This is a genomic window from Streptomyces sp. NPDC044064 (assembly GCF_056434245.1).
The window spans coordinates 94,561-114,406 of the sequence record NZ_JBWKFN010000031.1 but is presented as its reverse complement, the minus strand read 5'-3'; the positions used below and the strand labels follow the sequence as shown (position 1 = coordinate 114,406).

The 19,846-nt window shown below is 73.2% G+C and carries 14 protein-coding genes and 1 pseudogene; 6 read left to right on the top strand and 9 right to left on the bottom strand.

What is annotated here, in order from left to right:
* Window positions 1–62: 62 nt before the first annotated feature.
* The gene (locus AC07DS_RS37160) at window positions 63–6,344 is read right to left on the bottom strand and encodes an amino acid adenylation domain-containing protein (protein WP_479152677.1); all 6,282 of its coding nucleotides are present in this window, start codon (window positions 6,342–6,344) and stop codon (window positions 63–65) included.
* A gap of 245 nt (window positions 6,345–6,589) precedes the next feature.
* Between AC07DS_RS37160 and AC07DS_RS37155 the strand changes: the two genes are divergently transcribed.
* A complete protein-coding gene (locus AC07DS_RS37155; protein WP_479152675.1) occupies window positions 6,590–7,528 on the top strand; it encodes an alpha/beta hydrolase fold domain-containing protein in 939 nt (312 codons plus the stop codon).
* 75 nt (window positions 7,529–7,603) lie between these two features.
* On the opposite strand, the gene AC07DS_RS37150 is transcribed toward AC07DS_RS37155, so the two are convergent.
* Window positions 7,604–8,605, bottom strand: coding sequence for a LacI family DNA-binding transcriptional regulator (locus tag AC07DS_RS37150; RefSeq protein ID WP_479152673.1), 1,002 nt, complete (start codon window positions 8,603–8,605; stop codon window positions 7,604–7,606).
* A gap of 290 nt (window positions 8,606–8,895) precedes the next feature.
* On the opposite strand from AC07DS_RS37150, the gene AC07DS_RS37145 reads away from it, so the two are divergent.
* The 5 genes and pseudogenes from AC07DS_RS37145 to AC07DS_RS37125 all read left to right on the top strand — a co-directional run bounded on the left by AC07DS_RS37145 (window position 8,896) and on the right by AC07DS_RS37125 (window position 12,790).
* Window positions 8,896–10,155 (top strand): MFS transporter, encoded by a 1,260-nt coding sequence (locus tag AC07DS_RS37145; RefSeq protein ID WP_479152671.1) that lies wholly within the window; start codon window positions 8,896–8,898, stop codon window positions 10,153–10,155.
* 52 nt (window positions 10,156–10,207) lie between these two features.
* A complete protein-coding gene (surE, locus tag AC07DS_RS37140) occupies window positions 10,208–11,110 on the top strand; it encodes a 5'/3'-nucleotidase SurE (RefSeq protein ID WP_479152669.1) in 903 nt (300 codons plus the stop codon).
* A 110-nt stretch (window positions 11,111–11,220) separates the two neighbouring features.
* Complete coding sequence (locus AC07DS_RS37135) at window positions 11,221–11,889, top strand: Na/Pi symporter (RefSeq protein ID WP_479152667.1); 669 nt, start codon at window positions 11,221–11,223, stop codon at window positions 11,887–11,889.
* 122 nt (window positions 11,890–12,011) lie between these two features.
* On the top strand, window positions 12,012–12,575 hold the full coding sequence (locus tag AC07DS_RS37130) for a DinB family protein (protein ID WP_479152666.1): 564 nt from the start codon (window positions 12,012–12,014) through the stop codon (window positions 12,573–12,575).
* Window positions 12,576–12,697: 122 nt separating this feature from the next.
* Window positions 12,698–12,790 (top strand): annotated as a pseudogene (locus AC07DS_RS37125).
* A gap of 158 nt (window positions 12,791–12,948) precedes the next feature.
* Here AC07DS_RS37125 and AC07DS_RS37120 read toward each other — a convergent pair.
* The 7 genes from AC07DS_RS37120 to AC07DS_RS37090 form a co-directional block, all read right to left on the bottom strand.
* Complete coding sequence (locus tag AC07DS_RS37120) at window positions 12,949–13,797, bottom strand: lysozyme (protein WP_479152664.1); 849 nt, start codon at window positions 13,795–13,797, stop codon at window positions 12,949–12,951.
* A 157-nt stretch (window positions 13,798–13,954) separates the two neighbouring features.
* Window positions 13,955–15,817, bottom strand: a complete 1,863-nt coding sequence (locus AC07DS_RS37115; protein WP_479152662.1) for a M1 family metallopeptidase — start codon at window positions 15,815–15,817, stop codon at window positions 13,955–13,957.
* Between the two features lie 242 nt (window positions 15,818–16,059).
* Window positions 16,060–16,743: a YoaK family protein gene (locus tag AC07DS_RS37110; RefSeq protein WP_479152661.1), complete on the bottom strand. Its 684-nt coding sequence runs from the start codon at window positions 16,741–16,743 to the stop codon at window positions 16,060–16,062.
* 79 nt (window positions 16,744–16,822) lie between these two features.
* Entirely contained in the window at window positions 16,823–17,479 is a 657-nt protein-coding gene (locus tag AC07DS_RS37105) for a maltokinase N-terminal cap-like domain-containing protein (protein ID WP_479152660.1), read from the bottom strand.
* A gap of 64 nt (window positions 17,480–17,543) precedes the next feature.
* Window positions 17,544–18,206: a spherulation-specific family 4 protein gene (locus tag AC07DS_RS37100; RefSeq protein WP_479152658.1), complete on the bottom strand. Its 663-nt coding sequence runs from the start codon at window positions 18,204–18,206 to the stop codon at window positions 17,544–17,546.
* Window positions 18,203–19,117, bottom strand: a complete 915-nt coding sequence (locus AC07DS_RS37095) for an NAD-dependent epimerase/dehydratase family protein (RefSeq protein ID WP_479152656.1) — start codon at window positions 19,115–19,117, stop codon at window positions 18,203–18,205. Before AC07DS_RS37095 ends, AC07DS_RS37100 begins: the two co-directional genes overlap by 4 nt.
* A 7-nt stretch (window positions 19,118–19,124) precedes the next feature.
* Entirely contained in the window at window positions 19,125–19,838 is a 714-nt protein-coding gene (locus AC07DS_RS37090) for a nucleotidyltransferase family protein (RefSeq protein WP_479152653.1), read from the bottom strand.
* Window positions 19,839–19,846: the final 8 nt, after the last annotated feature.

Sequence of the window (19,846 nt, the reverse complement as noted above, 5' to 3'; positions counted from 1 at the left end):
GAGGGCACTCCGTTCTCACTCTTGGAAAGAAGCTGGCGAAGGGTGGGGCCGGGCCCCGGCGCTCAGAAGTCGGCCGTCAGGGAGAGATCGATCTCGTCGTCGCTCATCTGCGAGATCAGCTCCAGCAGGCGGCGCTCCACCTCGGCGGCGAGCCGCTCGACCGTGGGGTGCTCGAAGAGGTCCCGGACCTGGAGCGGGCAGTCGAAGGCGGTCCGCAGGCGGGAGGTGACGGACACCGCGCGCAGGGAGTGCCCGCCCAGGGCGAAGAAGTCGTCGTGGACGCCGACCCGGGGCAGGTCGAGCACCTCGCACCAGATCTGTGCGACTACCGTCTCAGCGGGGGTGCGCGGCGCCACGAAGGCGTGCGGTGCGGGTGCCACGGGTTCGGGCAGGGCGGCGGTGTCCAGCTTGCCCTGCACGGTCAGCGGCAGTCGGTCGAGCAGCACGAAGGCCGACGGGACGAGGTAGTGGGGCAGGTGGGCCCGGCTGTGGGTCGCCAGGGATTCCGCGGAGAGGCCCGTACCGGCGGCGTAGCCGACGAGGGCCGGTTCGCCGTGCAGGGTACGGACCACGACGGCCGCGGCCCGGACACCGGGATGGCGGCGCAGCACCGCCTCTGCCTCTCCCGGCTCGACGCGGAACCCGCGGATCTTGACCTGGTCGTCGTTGCGGCCGAGGAACTCGAGGTCCCCGGAGGGCAGCCGGCGCACCACGTCGCCGGTCCGGTAGAGCCGGCCGCCCGGCGCGCCGAACGGATCGGGCACGAAGCGCTCGGCGGTGGGGGCGGCCCGGTCGAGGTAGCCCCGCGCCAACTCCGCGCCGCCGATGAGGAGTTCGCCGGGGACGCCGTCGGGGACGAGGTCGCCGAGGGCGTCCGCCACGTAGGTGCGCCGGCTGCCCAGGGCGCGTCCGATGGGCACCCGGCCGTGCGGGACCCGGTCGACGCGGTGTGCGGTCGCGGAGATCACCGCCTCGGTGGGGCCGTAGGTGTTGACGACGGGCACCCGGGGCAGGTGCGCGAACCAGCGCTGCAGGGGATCGGCGGGCAGTGCCTCTCCCCCGGTGACCAGCAGCCGCAGCGAGGCGAGTCGAGGAGCCAGGGTGTCCAGACGGGCCACGAGCTCCGCCCAGTAGGACGGCGTGAGTTCCATGACGGTCACCCGCTCGGCGGCGACGCGGGTGGCGAGTTCCTCCGGGGACCAGATCTCGTCCGGACGCACGACGACCGTCGCCCCGGTGCTCAGCGCGGGCAGGACCTGCTCCAGCGAGGCGTCGAACGAGGTCGAGGCGAAGGTGAGCACCCGGTCGGCGCAGGTCAGCCCGAACTCCTCGCGGGCGGCGGCCACATGGGCGTTCAGGGCGTGGTGCTCGACACCGACGGCCTTGGGGCGGCCGGTGGAGCCCGAGGTGAAGATGACGTAGGCGAGGTCGCCCGGGTCGGGGACGTGCCGGGGGCCGTCGGGCGCCGGTCGCACCCGGTCGACGTCGACCGTCACGGCCCCGAGACCGCTGAGCGTCTCCCGGGTCGCCGCGTCCACGACCGCGTGCCGCACTCCCGCCTCCTGGAGCATGAACCGCAGTCGCTCCCCCGGGAGCCGGGAGTCGAGCGGAACGTACACCCCGCCCGCCCGCCACACGGCGAGCATCGCGGCCACCGACCACACGCCCCGGCCCACGCACACGCCCACGGCGGCACCCGGCGCGACCCCGGTGGCGGCCAGAGCGGCGGCCAGCCCTGCGGTAAGTGCGTCGAGTTGTCCGTAGTCGAGTGCCCGGCCCTCGCATCCGACCGCCGGGGCGTCCGGCCGGCCCGCCACCCGGAACGCCGGCGCCTGCCGCGCGTCCCGGCCCGCCCCGGCCACCAGCCGCCGCCGCTCCCGCGTGGTGAGCAGCGGTGCCTCGTCCACCCGGATTCCGGGGTCCGCGAGGACGGCCCGGAGCAGCATGCCGACGTGCTGGGCGAACCGGGTGGCCGTCTTCGCGTCGAAGAGGTCGGCGGCGTACTCGACGTTGAGCGCGAACCGGCCGGGCCGGACCAGGAAGGTGGCCGTCAGGTCGAACTTCGCCGAGGACCAGGGCAGTTCGAAGGCGGCGTCCAGCCCGGGCAGTCCCGAGCCGCCCGTGCTCGCGTCCTGCACGTCGACCATGACCTGGAACAGCGGGTTGCGGGACAGGTCGCGCTCCGGGCGCAGTCGCTCCACGACCCGCTCGAACGGCACCTCCTGGTGGTCGAAGGCACCCAGGACGACATCCCGCACCCGGTCCACGAGCCCGGCGAAGGCGGGCCGCCCGGAGAGGTCGGTGCGCAGCACCACCGTGTTGACGAAGAAGCCGACCAGCGGCTCCAGTTCGAGCCGGCCGCGGCCTGCGACGGGGGTGCCGACCGACACGTCCGACTGTCCGGACCAGCGGGCGAGGACGGCCTGGGCGGCGGCCAGCAGCACCATGAACCTGGTCGCGCCGCGCTCGCGGGCGAACGCGTCCACCCGGTCGGCCAGGTCGGCGGGCAGGTCGACCTCGACGGCGCCGCCGCGGCCGGTGAACACCGGGGGCCGGGGCCGGTCGGTGGGCAGCTCCAGGGCGGGCGCCGCCTCCAGGGTGCGTTCCCAGTAGGCGAGTTGGGGCTCCAGCACTCCGCTGTCGGCGCGGTCGCGCTGCCAGACGGCGAAGTCGCCGTACTGCACCGGCAGCGGCCGCAGCGGGGCACGCTCTCCCGTCCGCCGGGCCCGGTAGTGCAGGGCGAGTTCGTCGAGGAGGACGCCCTTGGACCAGCCGTCGGTGACCGCGTGGTGCAGGGCCAGGACGACGACGTGGTCGTCCGCGGCAAGCTCCCACACGCCGGCCCGCAGCAGCGGCGGCCGGGCGAGGTCGAACCGGCGGGTGGCGAGGGCCGCGGCCCGCTGTCGTACGGCCGCCAGCCTGGCCTCCTCGTCCGTGGCCGCCGGTGCCTGTTCCCAGTGGAGCGGGACCCGTACGGGGTCGCAGACCTCCTGCACGGGACGGCCGTCGGACTCGATCAGCGCCGTGCGCAGCACCTCGTGCCGCTCGACGAGGTCGTCCAGGGCCTGCTGCCAGGCCGCGCGGTCGAGACCGCCGCTGACCCGCCAGCAGTACCAGAGGAGGTAGGAGTCCCCCCGGTCCGAGGTGCGGTCCAGGAACCAGAGGCGCTCCTGCGCGAAGGACAGCGGCAGCGGGCGGGCGCGGTCGACGGGGACCACCTCGGTGCCGCCGGCCGCGCGGGCGGCGCTGACGCGCGGAGCGAAGCCCCGGACCGTGGGGTGCTCGAAGACCGTGCGCAGCTCGATCTCGCGGCCCAGGCGCTGGGCGATCCGCGAGACGGCCATGGTGGCCAGCAGGGAGTGTCCGCCCAGGTCGAAGAAGCTGTCGTCGATGCCGATCCGGTCCAGGCCCAGCACGTCCGCCCACACCTCGGCGACGATCCGCTCGGTCTCGTCGCGGGGCGGCGCGTAGGCGGCGTCGGCGGACCGGGCGTGGGCGGGGTCCGGCAGGGCGGAGCGGTCGAGTTTACCGGAGACACCGACCGGCAGGGCCTCCAGGACGACGAACTCCGAAGGTACGGCGTAGTGCGGCAGGTAGCGGGCGCACCAGGCGCGCAGCTCCGCCCGGTCCACGGCGGCCCGGGCGTCCCCGGCCGGTACGACGTAGCCGACGAGGCTGCGTCCCGTGGCCCGGTCGGGGCGGGCGGCGGCCGCGGCGACCAGCGGGCAGGCGCGCAACACCGTCTCGATCTCGCCGAGTTCGATCCTGAAGCCGCGGATCTTGACCTGGTCGTCGCTGCGGCCGAGGAACTCCAGGTCCCCGGTGGCCTGCCAGCGCACGAGGTCGCCGGTGCGGTACATGCGGCTGCCGGGCGGTCCGTACGGGTCGGGCACGAAGCGCTCGGCGGTGAGGGCGGGGCGGCGCAGGTAACCGCGGGCCACTTCCGTGCCGCCGATGCGGAGTTCGCCGGACACGCCGACCGGGACCGGCTCGCCGTCGGCGTCGACCACGTACACCCGGCGGTCGCCGAGCGGGCGGCCGATGGGCACGCTGCCGGCGGGCGGGTCGGCGGCCTCGTAGGTGGTGGCGGTGACGGTGGTCTCGGTGGGCCCGTAGGCGTTGCACACGCGCGCCCACGGGACGGCGGCCCGCCAGGCGGCGAGGGTGTCGGCGGGGACGGCCTCCCCGCCGAGGACCAGCAGGCGCAGGGAGGCGAGCGCAGCGGCCAGCCGCCGGTCGAGGGAGAGGGTCAGCTCCGCCCAGTACGTCGGGGGCACGTTGACGACGGTCAGGGCGTGCCGCTGGACGACCTCGGGGACCTGGGTGGGCAGCCAGGGTTCGTCGGGGCGTACGACGACGGTGGCGCCGGAGGTCAGCGCGGGCAGCAGCTGGTCCAGTGAGGCGTCGAAGGAGAAGGAGGCGAAGGCCAGCACCCGGTCGGCGGCGGTGATGCCGAGCCGCTCGCGGACGGCGGTCACATGGGAGGCGAGGGCGGCGTGTTCGACACCGACCGCCTTGGGGCGTCCGGTGGAGCCGGAGGTGAAGATGACGTGGGCCAGTTCGCGGGGGTCGGGGCGGTGCCGGGGCCCGTCCGCGGCAGGGGTCACGGCTGTGACGTCGACGGTGACCCGAGCCAGGGCCGCGGCCGCCTCGGCGGTCGCGGAGTCGGCGACGACGCACGCCAGGTCCGCCTCCTCGGCCATGAACCGGAGCCGCTCCGGAGGCAGTTCGGGGTCCAGGGGGACGTACGTCCCGCCCGCCCGCCAGACTCCCTCGATAGCGGCGACGGACCACGCGCTGCGGCGCAGCAGCACGCCCACCGGGCTGCCGGGGCCCACCCCGGCGGCCCTGAGCGCGGTGGCGAGCCCACCCGTCATGCCGTCCAGGCCGGCGTAGGTGACGCGGCCGTCACCGCAGATCAGGGCCGTTGCCTCGGACGGCCCGCAGAAGGCGACCGGGGGCAGTGGGCCGGCGGGCCGGTCGGGGGCGTGCCGCCACTCGGGGCGGGGGCGGGCCGGCCCCGCCGTGGGCAGGGTGCGCGCCAACTCCTGTACAGGGGTGTCCGGTTCGGCCAGAACGGCCCGCAGCAGGGCCACGTAGGCGTCGGCGAACGCCCGCATGGTGGCCGCGTCGAAGAGGGCGGTGGCGTACTGCAGGACGGCGGCGATGCTGCCGTCCGTGCGCAGGGTGAGATCGAGGAACACGTCCAGCGGGGTCTCGGTCAGCGGCGGCTCGACCAGCTCCACGGCCAGGTCCGGCATGCGCACCGGGCGGATCGGGCTGTTGAGCAGCGTGAACGACGCCTGGGCCAGCGGGTGCCGGGACAGGTCCCGCCCGCCGCCCAGTGCACCGACCACATGGTCGAACGGGGCCTCGGCGTGCGAGAGGTCCGCCAGCACCCGCCCGCGCACGCGGTCCAGCAGGGCGGCGAAGCCCGGCCGGCCGGACAGGTCCGTGCGCAGCACGACCGTGTTGACGAGCGGGCCGATGAGTCCGGTGGCACCGCGCTGGGAGCGGTCGGCGAGCGTGCTGCACACGGCGACGTCGGTGCGGCCCGACCAGAGGCCGAGGAGCGCCTGGTAGACGGTGAGCAGCAGCATGTAGCGGGTGGCGCGCCCGGAGCGGGCCCGGGCGTCGACGTCCGCGACCAGGCCGGCGGGCAGGTCGAAGCGGACGACGTCACCGGAGCCGTCCCAGACCTGGGGGCGTGGCCGGTCGGTGGGCAGGTCGAGCGGGGTCAGACCGGCGAGGCGGCCGCGCCAGTGGCCGAGCAGCCGCTCCATCCGCTCCCCGGAGAGCCGCAGGGCCTGCGAGCGGGCGAGGTCGGCGTACCGCACGGCGGGCGGGGCGACGGGCTCGCCGCGGTATCCGGCGGCGAGTTCGTCCAGCAGGACGCCCCAGGACCAGCCGTCCACGGCGATGTGGTGGACCTCGACCAGCAGCAGGTGCTCGGCGGGCGCGACCCGGGCGAGCACGGCCCGGACCGGGTGCTGGGCGGACAGGTTCACGGGGCGGCCCAGGTACCGGGCGAAGAGGTCGTCGGGGCCGCCGGCCTCGGTCCGTTCCAGGGCGAACCCGCCGGGGGCGTCCACGACCGGCACAGGCTCCCCGCCGACGGAGGTGAACCGGGTGCGCAGTACCTCGTGCCGCTCCACGATCCCGGACAGGGCCCGCTCCAGGCGCGGCACGTCGAGGCTCCCGCGCAGCCTGAGGACCAGCGGAAGCATCGACCCGGTCGAGTGTCCGGCCAGCTGGTCCAGGAACCACAGCCGGCGCTGCGCGAAGGATGCCGTGAGGGTGTCGCCGTCGGTCGGTGCCCCCGCGGGGGCCGGGCCTGCTGTCACTGTGCGCCTCCAAGCCGTGTTTTCCAGCAGACTGCCGCCGCCGCACGAGGGCCCATAGGGAAGAAGACGCAGCACCGGACGCAGACCGGACTGCCCGGGTGTCCTTCCGGCCCAGCCGGTGATCCCTTGTGTCGAACCCTCGTCAGCCACTGGTTACACGTGTAACATCCTGGCCAGCACAAGACGCCGAGCAGTCGCTCGGGACCCTGAGCAGTCGCTCCGGCTGATGACGGAAGGCCCCGGACATGACCTCAACCGCGCCCGCCCCGCTGGACACGGGCTGGCCTCCGCCCCCGTTCCTGGCTCCCGCCCCGCCGGTCGTCGACGCCGACGGCGTGCGGCGCTTCCAGGGACTGACCTACGCCCGCACACCCGGCTACCGCCCGCGCCTGCTGGACGTGCACGTGCCCACCGCGCAGGGTGCCGTGGCGGCGGTCGTCTGGATCCACGGTGGCGGCTGGCTGGAGGGCGACCGCCGTTATCCGCCGCCGACCGTGCCCGTGGAGCTGCTGCACGGGGCGGTGCTCGGCGCCGGCCTGGCCCTGGTGAGCGTCGACTACCGGCACAGCCTCGAAGCGCCATTCCCCGCGCAGCTGCACGACGTGAAGGCGGCCATCAGGTACGTACGGCGGCATGCCGGTCTCCTCGGCGTCGACCCGGAGCGGATCGGCGTCTGGGGCGAGTCGGCCGGCGGCCATCTGGCCGCCCTCGCCGGTCTGGTCCGCGCGGACGCCCACGGATCCGCCCTCGAGGGGCAGGACGGCGTACCGGACGAGGACAGCGGCGTGCGCGCGGTGGTCGACTGGTACGGCGTCTCGGAGATCGGCGCACTGCTCGCACAGCCCACCCTGCCGCCGGTCCCGGACGGGCCCCCGTACCCCGACCCGCTCGCGGCCCTGCTCGGCGGAGGCGAGGAGGGCCTGCAGGAGCGGGCCCGCGTCGCGAGTCCGGTGACGTACGCGGGAGCGGCGAGCGCGCCGCCGTTCCTGCTGATCCACGGCCGGGAGGACCGGGTCGTCCCGTTCAGCCAGAGCGAGGTGCTCGCCGAGGCGCTCACGCGGGGCGGCACGGAGGTGGCGCTGCGCGCCGTGGAAGGGGCCGACCACATCTTCCTCGGCTCCGACGAGGTGCCCTCGATCGTCGCGGAGAGCGTCGACTTCCTGCGTCGCCACCTGACCGCCTGACCCGCCGGAACCCGTCCGGAGCGACCCGCCCCGGCGCCGTCCGGCCGCGGGGCGCGCGCCGGTACCGCACCGCGGTCAGGCGGACTCGCGGCGCACGAGGACGGGTTCGATGCCGGACAGGGGTGCGGCGGTGCCGTTCTCGATCAGGGCGTGCACGGCGGCGGCCACCTGCGCGGCGGAGGGCTGGTCCAGCCGGACGGTCGTCAGGGACGGCCGCTGCAGGACCGCCGAGACGAGGTCGTCACAACCGACCACGGCGACGTCCTCCGGGACGTCGATCCCCTCGTCCTGCAGGGCACGCAACAGCAGAGCCGCGTACTCGTCGTTGTAGGCGAAGACACCGTCCAGCCCAGACTCCGCCCAGGCACGCGCGAGTTCGACGGCGGACTCGTACGTGTACGCCATCTCCACCGGGGTCACGGTCGCCACCGTCCGGGCGGCCACGCTCCGGGCGCCGGCCAGTCGGGGTGCGGCGAACGCGGACAGGCCTCGTTCCCGCGGCATGACCACGCCGAGGCGCCGCCGGCCGCTTTCCACGAGATGCCCGGCGGCCAGCGCGCCGATGCGCTGATCGTCGTAGGCGACCGTGTACGCACCCTCGACGGGCTGGGGCGCGAACGCCATCACTGCCCGGACACCGGCCCGCCTGAGGACGTCCACGCCGGCCGCGGTGAGGCCGGCGCCGTCCAGCGCCAGAACGGCGCCGGGGCGCAGCTCGGCCCAGGCGCGGGCCGCGGTGACGGGGTCGGCGAACCGGCCCGCGTGCAGCACGGTGGTGTAGCCGTACTGCTCGAGTTCCGTGTGAAGGTCGTCGATCCAGCCGCTGACCAGGCGGCCGATGGCGGACACGGCTGCCGGCATCAGCACCAGGTTGTTGCGGCCCGCCCGCAGCGAACGGGCGGCCGCGTGCGGTACGTACCCGAGCGTGTCCGCCGCGGCGAGGACCTTCGTGCGCGTCGCCTCGCCGACCCGGTGGTTCTGGGTGTTGTTGAGCACGAAGGAAACGGTGGCCCGCGAAACGCCCGCCAGCCGTGCCACGTCGGCGCTGGTGACGGCAGCCGCCGGTTTCCTCGCCATGCTTCCCTTCCGCCCGCGGCAACCGATTCCACGGCAACCGATTTCCCCTAGACCTCCAGGCTACATGCGCGTTCGGCAACACGAGTAAGCAACGACCGCGCCTCATCGACGCAAGCCTCTGTTCATCGCCGTACCCGGGGTGCTACACAAGGACCACCGCCGTGGTTACTCGTGTAATCAACCATCCGACACCCGCGGATTCCCCTCGCAGCGTCACCCCGTCCCACCGGCCGGCCCTGCTCCGAACCCTCCTGCTTCCCTCTTCTGCCTCCCTTTTCCCTGGAGTCGACATGACCCCGTTCTCCGCGACCGAAGACGTCCGGCCGGCCGCCGCCGGGACCCCCGAACCCGGGCGGCGCGGCCTGATGACGCTGCTGCTGGCCGCCAACGCCTCGATGTACGCCGTCTACATGGGCGTCGGGTCCGTCCTGCTGCCCACGCAGGTCGAGGCGATCGACCCCGATCACAAGGTCGCGCTGCTCGGCCTGATCGGCGGTGTCAGCTCGGTCTTCGCCACCGCGTGCAACCCCGTCGCCGGGGCGCTGTCCGACCGCTCCGGGCGGCGCAACCCCTGGGTACTGGGCGGGGCCCTGGCCTCGCTGGCCGGTCTCACCCTGCTGGGCCGGGTGCGCACGGCCCTGCTGGTCGCGATCGCCTGGTGTCTCGTCCAGGCGACCATGAACGTCTACCAGGCCGCCGTCACCGCCATCGTGCCGGACCGCATCCCGGCCGACCGCCGCGGCACGGCCTCCGCCCTGGTGGGGCTGGCCCTGCCCGTGGGCGGCACCCTCGGCGTGCTGATCGCGTCGCGGACCGCCGGTCATCTCTCCGCGGGCTACCTCACGCTGGGGCTGGTCGCCGCCGGGGCCGCCGTCCTGCTGACGGCGCTGTGCCGGGACGTACCCCGCGAACCGAGCGCCGCAGCCGCGCCGCCGGTGCCCTGGAGACGTCGTGCGTCGGTGTTCCTGTCCGCCCTGAGCAGCAGTGACTTCCGCTGGGCCTTCATCGGCCGGGCCCTGATGGTGCTGGGCTACTTCTCCGTCGTCGGCTACCAGCTCTACATCCTCGACGACCACATCACCCTGCCGAAGGGCCTGAAGCCGGCCGAGGCGATGGCCGTCCTCACCCCGGTGTCGATGGCGGCGATGGCCGTCTCCACGGTGGTCGGCGGTCTGCTGTCGGACCGCTGGAACCGGCGCAAGGTCTTCGTCGGCGTGTCCGCCGCGCTCGCCGGTCTCGTCATGGCCGTCCCCGTGGTGGCGCCCACCTGGCCGGGCATGCTCGTCTTCAGCGCCCTCAACGGACTCGCGTTCGGCTGCTTCATGGCCGTGGACACCGCCGTGGTCACACTGGTCCTGCCCCGCGCGGAGGACGCGGCCCGTGACATGGGCGTGCTCAACATCGCCAACGCCGGCCCGCAGATCGTCGCTCCGTTCGTCGCCTCCGCGGTCGTCACCGCGCTCGGCGGCTACACCCCGCTGTTCCTCTTCGGCGGCGCCCTGTCGCTGCTCGGCGCGCTGGCCATCCTCCCCATCCGGGGTGTGCGCTGAGCGCACCGCCCGCCTCCTTCCCCTCAGCGCCTTCCTCTCCAAGGAGTTACACGTGCATCGCAGACACGCCCTGCCGCTGGCCGCCCTGCTGCTGTGCGGCACCGCCCTCTCCACGACCGCCTCGGCCGCACCCCGCGCGAGCGCACCGCCCCGCCCGCTGCACATCCTCCTGACCAACGACGACGGTTACGACGCCCCCGGCATCCGCATGCTGTACGACCGCCTCACGGCCGCGGGCCACGACGTGACGATCGTGGCCCCGCTGACCGACCAGAGCGGCGCCGGAACGAGGATCTCCAGCGCGGCGGCGGTCACGGTGAAGCATCCGCAGCCGCGCGTCTGGGCCGTCGCCGGCAGCCCCTCGGACGCCGTGTCCTTCGGGCTCTCCGTCGTGTTCGGAGCCCACGCGCCCGACCTGGTCGTCTCGGGGACGAACTTCGGCCCCAACGTCGGCGCCATGGCGACCCATTCGGGCACGGTGGGCGCGGCGATGACGGCCGTGGAGGACGGGGTGCCCGCGATCGCGGTCAGCACGGGCGGGCTCGAACCGCCCGAGCCCACCCGGATCCTCAACGCCATGCGCCCGACCGACGACTTCGCGGTCAGGCTCATCGACCGGCTGCGCGACCGGGCACACGGCGGTCGCCTCCTGCCGGAGGGGATGGGCCTCAACGTCGACCACCCGGTGGTGGGCACGAACGGCACGGGCACCGCACACGGCACCGACATCACCACGCAGGATCCGCACCCCGTACTGAAGTCCGCCTACGCCGACAACGGCGACGGCACCTGGAAGGTGACCGTGAGTGTGGCGGACTCCCCCGCAGGGCCCGGAAGCGACGTCGACTCGGTCGGGGCCGGCCGGATCTCCGTCTCCCCCGTCACGCCGGGCTGGAACGCCGGCCCCGCCGCGTACGCGCGCGGGGCGGCTCTGCTCAGGGGGCTGCGCCCCTAGGGCGTTTCGTTCGGATCAGCCGACGGGGACCTGGCTCGGCCGGTGTCGGGCCAGGAGAAACCGCAGTCGCGGCGCTCAGCCGCGATCCGCTGGAACACATCAGCGGGACGTTGACCAATGCGCTGTACGGCACGGACTGGCTGCCGAACCCGGCCCACTTCAACGTCATCCGGGCGCTCACCAGGCCGGTGGAACACGGAGTGATCCACGCGACCTCGCACGTCAGCAGCACCCTGGGGCCGCTGTTCACCACCGTGATCGGCGCCGCGCTGATCCTGGTCGCCGTCCGCTACCTGGGAAAGCTGCTCAAACTGCTCATGGTCGGCAGGGCCCGCGACATCCTGATCAAGGCCGTCGGCCGCAACGCCTACCTCGCCATGGCGTCAGGCATGGGAGTGACCGTCGTCACCCAGTCCTCGACCATCACCACGTCCGTGCTGGTCCCCTTCGCCGGAACAGGCATCCTGACACCGGCGCAGGTGTATCCCGTCGTCGTCGGCTCCAACCTCGGCACGACGTTCACGGTGGTCTTCGCGGCGTTCGCAGGCGTCGGACAGGACGCGAGGATCGGCCTGCAGGCAGCCTTCGTGCATCTGATCTACAACCTCTTCGCGATCGTCGTGATCTACGTGATACCGCTCCTGCGGCCCGTGCCGCTGTTCTGCGCCGAGACCCTCGCCCGCGTCGCCTCCGAACACCGGTGGGTCCTCGCCGTCTACCTCGGCACCGTCTTCATCGCACTGCCTGCCTTGGTCATCGCGCTGGTGGGCGTGCTCTGAGTACGGCGTCCGCTCCGCCCGGCGTGGCAGGAGACTTGTGGTGGGCGGCAAGCGAAGGCGTGCCCCGGAAGCGAGAGTTCGGGCGATAACTCGGTGGCGAGGCCGGCCCCGCACAGACGACCATGCGACGCATGAGTGACGAACCCGCGCGGTGGACCCAGGCAACCGTCTACCCCGACATGTGGACCGACCCGGACGGCGACCCCCGTGAAGGCCCCGTGCCGGACGGCGAGTCGGCGACGTTGCAGGACTACCTGAAGAACTACCGCCTGACCCTGCGGATGAAGTGCGACGGCCTGGACGCGGAGCAACTGGCCCGTCGCTCGGTTCCGCCGTCCACGATGTCGCTGCTCGGCCTGGTGCGGCACCTCGCCGAGGTGGAGCGGGACTGGCGCAACTGGATCACCGACGGCGACCCGCTGCCGAAGCTGTACGGCGTGCGTGACGGGGACTTCGACGGTGCCGTCGCCGAGCAGGCCGTGGTCGACGCCGCGTACGCCGATCTGGAGCGCGAACAGGCGGCGACCGACGCCGCGCTGGCCCGGCACCCGGACCTGGGCGAGCGGGTGGGGAAGGACGCGATCCCGGTTCGGGAGCTGCTGGTGCACAGGATCGAGGAGTACGCCCGGCACTGCGGGCACGCCGATCTGTTGCGCGAGTGCGTCGACGGACGGGTGGGCCAGTGACGGGGGCCGCCCCGGATGTGACCTGACGGCAGTCCGCTCCCGGCCCGGCGTGTCAGCGCGGCGTCAGCGGCCCCTGTCACTGTTGTTCTCGTGAACGGCACGGGAGACCGGGCCGGGAACGAGGAGAGGTGCCCGGAGTGGCTTATCGGGGACCGGCGAGCACGTCTCGAGGTCGGGCCTCACGGCCCGCGCAGGTTCAAATCCTGCCCTCTCCGCTCGGCCCGAACCAGGGCGGGACGGCCGCTGTCGGTGCTGGACTGGAGGAGCGTCCGGCAGGTCGTCGTCGCCGAGCGCGGTCAGCGGCACGGGCAGGCGACCGCCCGGCCAGGGCACTTGGCACCTGGCCGGCCGCCCGAGCACTGCCGACGGCGCGTCAGCCGGCGGCGAAGCTCTTCACCTTGTCCAGGGACCCGTTGAACCTGTCGTGGTCACCGACGGTCGGGCCCGAGGAGGTGTACTGCCACATCGTGTACGACGACCAGCCGGCCGGCAGCGTCCCCGCCGACGAGGCGTACCGGGCGACCCAGAGCGGGTTGGTGGCACCGAAGCCCGCGTAGTTGCCGGTGCAGTCGCTCCACCAGCTGGTGGCGGTGTAGATGACGGCGGCGCGGCCGGTGCGGGCCTTGTAGCGGTCCAGGAAGTCGCGGATCCAGCTGACCATCCCGCTCTGGGACTTGCCGTAGCAGGCGTCGCCGTACGGGTTCCACTCGATGTCGAGCGCGCCGGGCAGCGTCTTGCCGTCCTTGGACCAGCCGCCGCCCTGGTCGACGAAGTAGTCGGCCTGGGCGGCGCCGCCGGTGGTGTCCGGGGTCGCAAAGTGGTACGCACCCCGGATCAGGCCGGCGTCGTAGGCGTCGTCGTACTGCTGGCTGAAGTAGGTGTTCGTGTAGTACGTGCCCTCCGTGCCCTTGGTGTAGGCCCAGCGCACGCCACTGTTCCACAGGGTGCTCCAGGAGACGTCGCCCTGGTAGCTGGCGACGTCGACGCCCTCGGTCTGGGTCACCCGTGGAACCGACACGGGGCCGTCGTCGGTGGCGGTTTCGCCGTCGTGGGCGAGTACCCCCATGCCCATGTAGGCGCTGCCGCGCTCGACTGTGGACTCGGCCGCCGAGGGCACGGCCGCGGGGATCGACAGGGTCAGCAGGAGGCCGGTCAGTGCGCTGGCCACGGACCAGCGTGAGCGGCGGCGATTTCGGGCTATATGGCTCGTCACGGGATCCATCAGACCTGCAGGCGGACCACCCCGCACTCCGGATCCCGACCAACTACGCCATATCGGCCGGGTATTTACGCCAAGTGAGTGGCCGGGCCGTCCTACCCGCATGGTCATGGGCAGCGCCGGGGAAGGCGCCGCCCATGACTTGCCGCTCCGGCGCGGGTCAGCCGTCGATGCGGTGCTGCGTCCAGAAGGAGGTCAGGTCGGTGCTCGTGGCGGCCTGGGCGGCCGCCTTGAACTCGGCCGTCGTCGAGACGCCGTACCAGTGCGTGGTCGCGTAGTCCTTCAGCAGCTTGGCCATGGCCGTGTCGCCGAGGACGCGCCGCAGGTCGTGCAGGGCGCACTTGCCGTAGCCGTAGACCACGGTGGAGTACCGGGACGAGTGCGCGTCCCAGTAGGCCATCGAGTTGGTGATCTTCTCCGCGCTGGAGGCCCAGGAGACGCTGCTCCAGCAGTTGCTGCCGGTCTTGCCGAGGGCCAGGTCGGTGGCGTAGTCGGTGAAGGCCTCGTCCAGCCACGGGCTGTTGTACTCGTCGTCGCCGACGATGCCGTACCACCACTGGTGGCCGATCTCATGGGTGAGCGCCGTGGTGCTGACCAGGTCGAGGACGAAGCCGGGGTACTCCATCCCGCCGAACCAGTAGTTGTTGTCGATGACCGCGTCCAGCTCACCGTAGGGGTAGGCGCCGAAGCGTGCCGCGTGGGCGTCGACGGCGGTCTTGGCGGTGCTGAGCATCGACTGGGCGCTGGAGGAGCTGATCCCCGAGACGGAGTAGATGTTCACCGGGACGCCGCCCGGCGAGGTGCCGGAGATCTTGGTGAAGGGCCCGGCGCCCCAGGCGAAGTCACGGACCTTGGAGGCGGTGGCCGTGGTGACCGTACGGCCGCTGGAGCCCGGGGTGTCGGTGGAGGTGCCGGTGGCCGGGACCAGCAGGCTGCTGGGGTGGTCCAGGGTCACCTTGAAGTCGGCGGCCAGGGAGTAGAAGGACTCGCCGTTGTTGGTGTACGGGTCCAGGTGCCAGCCCGCGCTGTCGCGCACCGCGAGGACGGGCAGGGCGTTGCCGATGAAGCTGAAGGCGCCGTCGTGCCCGAACCGGTCGGCGCCGCTGGGCACGGTGATCCCCAGGTCGAAGCCGATCGTGGCGGTCTGCCCCTGGTTCAGCGGTGCGGGCAGGGTGACCTTCAGGGCCGTGCAGTCGGCCGAGAGCGCGCCCGCGGTGCCGCCGGTGACGTTGGTGACCGTGATGGGCATCGCCGAGCAGGTGCCGTGGTAGTTGTCCCACAGCCTCAGGTACACCTCGCTGAGCGCGGTGGCGGACGCGTTGGTGAAGGACACGCTCTCGTGCCCGTTCCAGACGGTGCCGCTCGTGTCGCTGCTGAGGCTGACGGTGTAGGAGGGCGCGGCGGGGGTGCGGGTCGAGTCCGCCGGTGGCGGGGTGGTGTCGCCGGAGGTGGCGAGGGCGACGTCGTCCAGGACGAAGCTCGTCTGGAGGCTGGAGTCCTCGGTTCCGGTGAAGGACACGTTCACGGTCTGGCCCGCGAACGACGACACGTCGAACGACTTCTGCACGTAGCCGGTGTTGTCGTCGAGGTTCGAGTAGGTCGCCAGCGTGGTGCTGCCGATCTTGGCCGTCAGCTTGTCGTACGCGATGGACGAGGTCGTCTCGTCGGTGTCGATGTGCAGCCAGAAGGTGAGGGTGGCGGAGCTGCACCCGCTCGGGATGGTGACGCTCTGCGAGAGCGTGTCGGTGTGGGTGCTGCCCACACCGTTCAGCCAGGCGAAGGAGGAGCCGCCGTGGGCGCTTTCGCCGGTACGGCTGGTGATCACGCTCGACGAGGACTGGGTCCAGGGCGAGGTGCCGCTTTCGAAGCCCCCGTTGGTGACCGTCTGCGCCGGAGTGCAGGCTGCGGCCACCGGTTGCCCGGCGGGCCGGGCGGCGGCGGGGGTGGCGGGGAGGGAGAGGGCGGCCAGCGCGGCGACGGTGAGAGCACCGGCACCGAGGGCCTTGTGGGGGGTCGATCTCACACGCTACTCCTTTGCGGCGGCCGGGATTCCGGCCTGCTCGATGGCCGCCCGGCCGGCTGGGGTGCGCCGGGGCGGCCGCGGGGTTGGGGTTGCGCGATCGCTGTGCGGGGTGGTGCGCCGCGCCCTCATGGGGTCAGGGCGAGGACTGCCGAAAGAGTGACAGATTTGACCAGGGCATGCCAGAAGGCCACAGAAAGTGGGTGGCGGTGCTCCTGATGACCTGAGGCGGGGTGCGGTGCGGGTCAGGACCGCGACGCCGGATGCGCCACGTATCCCCCGATGCCGGCGAACACGCCCGCTGCGGCGAGCAGCAGGGTCACGGTGATGCTCACCCGCAGCAGCAGGGCGCCGGCGACCGCGCCCACCAGGACCGCCGGCAGGCCGGCGGCGCGGTAGCGCTGGGCGCCGTCCCCGGTCCCGCCGCCCAGGGACGACCGCATGATCAGCGTGACGAGGGTGCCGGTGACGAGCGTCGTGTTCAGGACCGCTCCGAGGCGCCACATCGTCGCGCTGCGCAGCCCCATCGCCAGGGCGGTCAGCGCGGTCACGGCGTAGTGGCGCGGTTCCGGGTCCTGGCCGACGGGGCGCAGGCCGATCGCGGTCAGTGCCGCGCCCACGAGAAGGGTGGCCGCGAGGGCGGCCGAGGTGAGCAGCCAGCGGCGGCGCCGCTCGGACGTGGCGGCGCCCAGACGGCTGCCGGCGACCGCGCCGACACTGAACGCCACGAGCGCCGTACCGGATCCGATCGGCGAGAGCCATTCCGCGCCGGCGAGGGAGAAGCCGAGGAAGAGGATGTTGCCGGTCATGAAGGCGGTGAAGACCTGCCCGAGACCCAGGTAGGCCACCGCGTCGACCATGCCCGTGGCGGCGGTCACGACGAGGAGCGCCTTCGGGAGCGGATCGGGGCGGCCGGGTCGTCGGGGCATGGGCTCACCTTCCTCCGCCCCACTACATCCCGGCCGCCGGCTCCCGGCATGTCGATCTCCCCCGGGGAGGGCGGTGGGATCAGTGGGTGTGCAGGCTCATGAACACCGCTCGCAGCCGGGTGCCGTCCGGTCCCGGCCAGCCGCTCGCGACATGACCGAGCGCTTCCTGCGCCGGCAGCGGCGGGTTCTCGAGGACGGGCCGCAGGACGCGGTGGAGGTGGAGGGTCGTGCCGTGCGGTGCGGGGAGGCGGGTGCCCTGCTCGTCGTCGGTCGGCCGGGGTGCGAAGTCCTGCGGGGAGAAGGGCTCTCCCTCGTAGGAGCGGGTCACCTCGCGGTCGGGGGTGTCGCTGATGCTCTGGGCCATCGCCTGCGCCTTGCCCTCGATCAGCAAGAGCAGTTCGGCGACCAGCACCGGGTCGTGGCAGCCGTCGTAGGCCCAGCGCTTGCCCAGCACACCGTGCTCCATCGTGCCGACGAGCGCGTCCTCGGCCCCCTCCAGCGGCGCGCCGCGATAGGTGAGGGGGATCAGGTAGGCGGTCGGCTCGGGGGTGGAGGTGTCGGTGGCCACCATGAACTCGATGCCTACCTCGCCCTCCGGGTCGTCCAGCCGGAAGCCGCCGGACTTCGTCAGCACGGGGGCGTCCGGACCGCCGCGGTACCAGGGCCGGGTGGGCAGCCAGGTGGTGAGGAGTTCGACCTTGGTCGGCGTGATGGTGGTGTGGTGGATGACGGCCATGCCGGTGACTCTCCTCCGTCGGGCTGTTCCGGGCCCTCGAAGCTTTCCACACCGGCTGAGCTGGTCACTCCTGAGCCCCGGTCAGCGCGGGAGTCAACTCGGACCAGGGGTTGGGCGGTTCACCGGTGACCGGCCCGCAGACGGCCGCGCCGCGCTCGTGCGCGGTGCGGACGGCGAGCGGGACCAGGGCCTCGGGTACGCCGTAGACGAGATGACAGAACCGTTCGGGCGGGTGGCGTGCCGTCCAGACGGGCCGGGTGAACGCCGAGACGTACGTGGACCAGGGGCCCTCGAAGGTGACGGTCAGGTCGGCGAGCCGGATGTAGCCGGAGGCCGGGTGGACCCCCGGATTGAGGACGACGGTCCCCGAGCCGAGGCGTCGTAGCTCCCGGACCAGGCGCCGGCAGGCCGGCAGGCCCTCCGCGGTCGCGGTGACGCGGTCGAGGAAGCAGCCCTCGACCGCGTACCACTCCTGGTGCCGCCGCGCGTCCTCGACGGCCTCGGCACGGTCCCGGACCCCGTAGTCGGTGTCGACGTACCCGAGCAGCCGGGCACCGGCCGCTCGGAGCGCCCGGGCGGCCGCCGCGAAGGCCGGATCAGGGGCGGCGCCCGGACCGTTCGCGGGGTTCAGCACGACCGCGTGGGTGCGGGCGGCCGCGGTGATCAGCCGGTGCCAGGCGCCGGGGTCCTCGGCCGGGTGCACGTACAGCGGTACCAACAGGCTCATGACGTCCGCCCGTTCTCGGCCGCGGCCGCCCACAGGGCGTCGAGGGCGTCGTCCAGGTCGTGGACGGGCCGCCAGCCGAGGGCACGGCCGGCGGCCGTGATGTCGGAGCACTGCCACGACACCCGGGCGGAGCGGGCCGAGCCGGCCGTGCGTTCGGCGCTCTCCTCCAGCCGCCCCCGGAAGTCCGCCCTTCGGGCCAGGATCCGCACCAACTCCCGTACCGGTACGGCCCGTCCGCCGCCGATGTTGAGCACTGGCGGGAGCGGGCCGGGAGCGGTGACCGCGAGGGCGACCGCCCGGGCTAGGTCGCGTACGTCCACGAAGTCTCGGTGGGCGGACAGGTCGCCGAGCCGCAGGACCACCTCGGGGTTCCGGCCGGCGGCGCGCAGTTGCGCGGCCGTCCGGCCGGGCAGGCTCGCGACGGGCGCGCCGGGGCCCACCGGGTTGCCGACCCGCAGCACCACGCCGTCCAGGACGGCGGAGGTCACCGCGACTGTGCCCGCGAGCTTGGTCACGCCGTACGGGGTGACCGGGCAGGCGGGTGCCGACTCGGTCACCGGGGTGTCCGGGACACCGGGTCCGTACTCGGCGGCCGAACCCAGGTGGACCAGGCGGGCGGTGGGTGCCGCCTCGCGGAGCGCGGCGCACAGCGCGGCGGGGCCACGGGCGTTCACCTCGGCGAGGGTCACCGGGTCGCCCCCGGTCGCGCCCGCGCAGTTGACCACGGCGTCGGGCGCCACCGCGGCCAGGGTCTTCGCGAGCCGCTCCGGCCGGTCCGTTGCGAGGTCGACACGGAACTGCGCGGCGGACGAGCGGCCGCCGTCGAGGACCTGCGTGCCGGTGAGGGCGCGCAGCCGATCGGTCACGTGGCGGCCCAGGTATCCGGTGCCGCCGAGGACGAGGATGCGCATACGGAACTCAGGCCCCCTTGAGCAGCAGCGATTTGCGGGTCGTGAACTCGGCGTTGGCGCGGTCGTAGTCGTCCGGGCGGCCGATGTCCAGCCAGTACCCGTCGAACTCGTAGGCGTGCGGCGGGTTCTGGGTGGCCAGGAGGTCGAGGACGAGTTCGTCGAAGCCGAGCGGCAGGCCGGGCGTGTAGCCGGCGAGGGTCGAGCGGCTGAGGCCGTAGACGCCCATGGAGACGCGGTAGTCCATGCTGGGCTTCTCGGTGAAGGCGACGACCCTGCTCGCGTCCGTGGTCAGCACGCCGAAGTCGATGTGCACCTTGCGGGCGTACGTCGCGATGGTCAGCGGAGCGCCGCAGTCCTCGTGCCGGTGCAGGACGTCGGCGTAGTCGAGGTCGGTGAGGACGTCGCCGTTCATGACCAGGAAGGTCTCGGGCAGCCGGTCGCCCAGGGTGAGCAGCGGGCCCATGGTGCCGAGGGGGCTCTCCTCGGTGGCGTAGTCGACGGCCATGTCCCACTGGGAGCCGTCGCCGACGTAGGCGCGGATGATCTCGCCGAGGTGGCCGATCGCGATGGTGCAGCGGGTGAAGCCGGCGGCCGACAGCTGGCGCAGCACGATCTCCAGGATGGCGTGCTGGTCTCCGATCGGGACGAGCGGCTTGGGCAGCGCGGTGGTGTAGGGGCGCAGCCGGACGCCCTTGCCTCCCGCCAGGATCACTGCGTGCATGGGACTCC

What these genes read in the sequence shown, in the direction of transcription:
- AC07DS_RS37090 (WP_479152653.1), bottom strand. Translation starts at nt 19,838, where the DNA reads ATGCACGCAGTGATCCTGGCGGGAGGCAAGGGCGTCCGGCTGCGCCCC.
- AC07DS_RS37110 (WP_479152661.1), bottom strand. Translation starts at nt 16,743, where the DNA reads ATGCCCCGACGACCCGGCCGCCCCGATCCGCTCCCGAAGGCGCTCCTC.
- AC07DS_RS37150 (WP_479152673.1), bottom strand. Translation starts at nt 8,605, where the DNA reads ATGGCGAGGAAACCGGCGGCTGCCGTCACCAGCGCCGACGTGGCACGG.
- AC07DS_RS37145 (WP_479152671.1), top strand. Translation starts at nt 8,896, where the DNA reads ATGACCCCGTTCTCCGCGACCGAAGACGTCCGGCCGGCCGCCGCCGGG.
- AC07DS_RS37155 (WP_479152675.1), top strand. Translation starts at nt 6,590, where the DNA reads ATGACCTCAACCGCGCCCGCCCCGCTGGACACGGGCTGGCCTCCGCCC.
- AC07DS_RS37095 (WP_479152656.1), bottom strand. Translation starts at nt 19,117, where the DNA reads ATGCGCATCCTCGTCCTCGGCGGCACCGGATACCTGGGCCGCCACGTG.
- AC07DS_RS37100 (WP_479152658.1), bottom strand. Translation starts at nt 18,206, where the DNA reads ATGAGCCTGTTGGTACCGCTGTACGTGCACCCGGCCGAGGACCCCGGC.
- AC07DS_RS37105 (WP_479152660.1), bottom strand. Translation starts at nt 17,479, where the DNA reads ATGGCCGTCATCCACCACACCACCATCACGCCGACCAAGGTCGAACTC.
- AC07DS_RS37120 (WP_479152664.1), bottom strand. Translation starts at nt 13,797, where the DNA reads ATGGATCCCGTGACGAGCCATATAGCCCGAAATCGCCGCCGCTCACGC.
- AC07DS_RS37130 (WP_479152666.1), top strand. Translation starts at nt 12,012, where the DNA reads ATGCGACGCATGAGTGACGAACCCGCGCGGTGGACCCAGGCAACCGTC.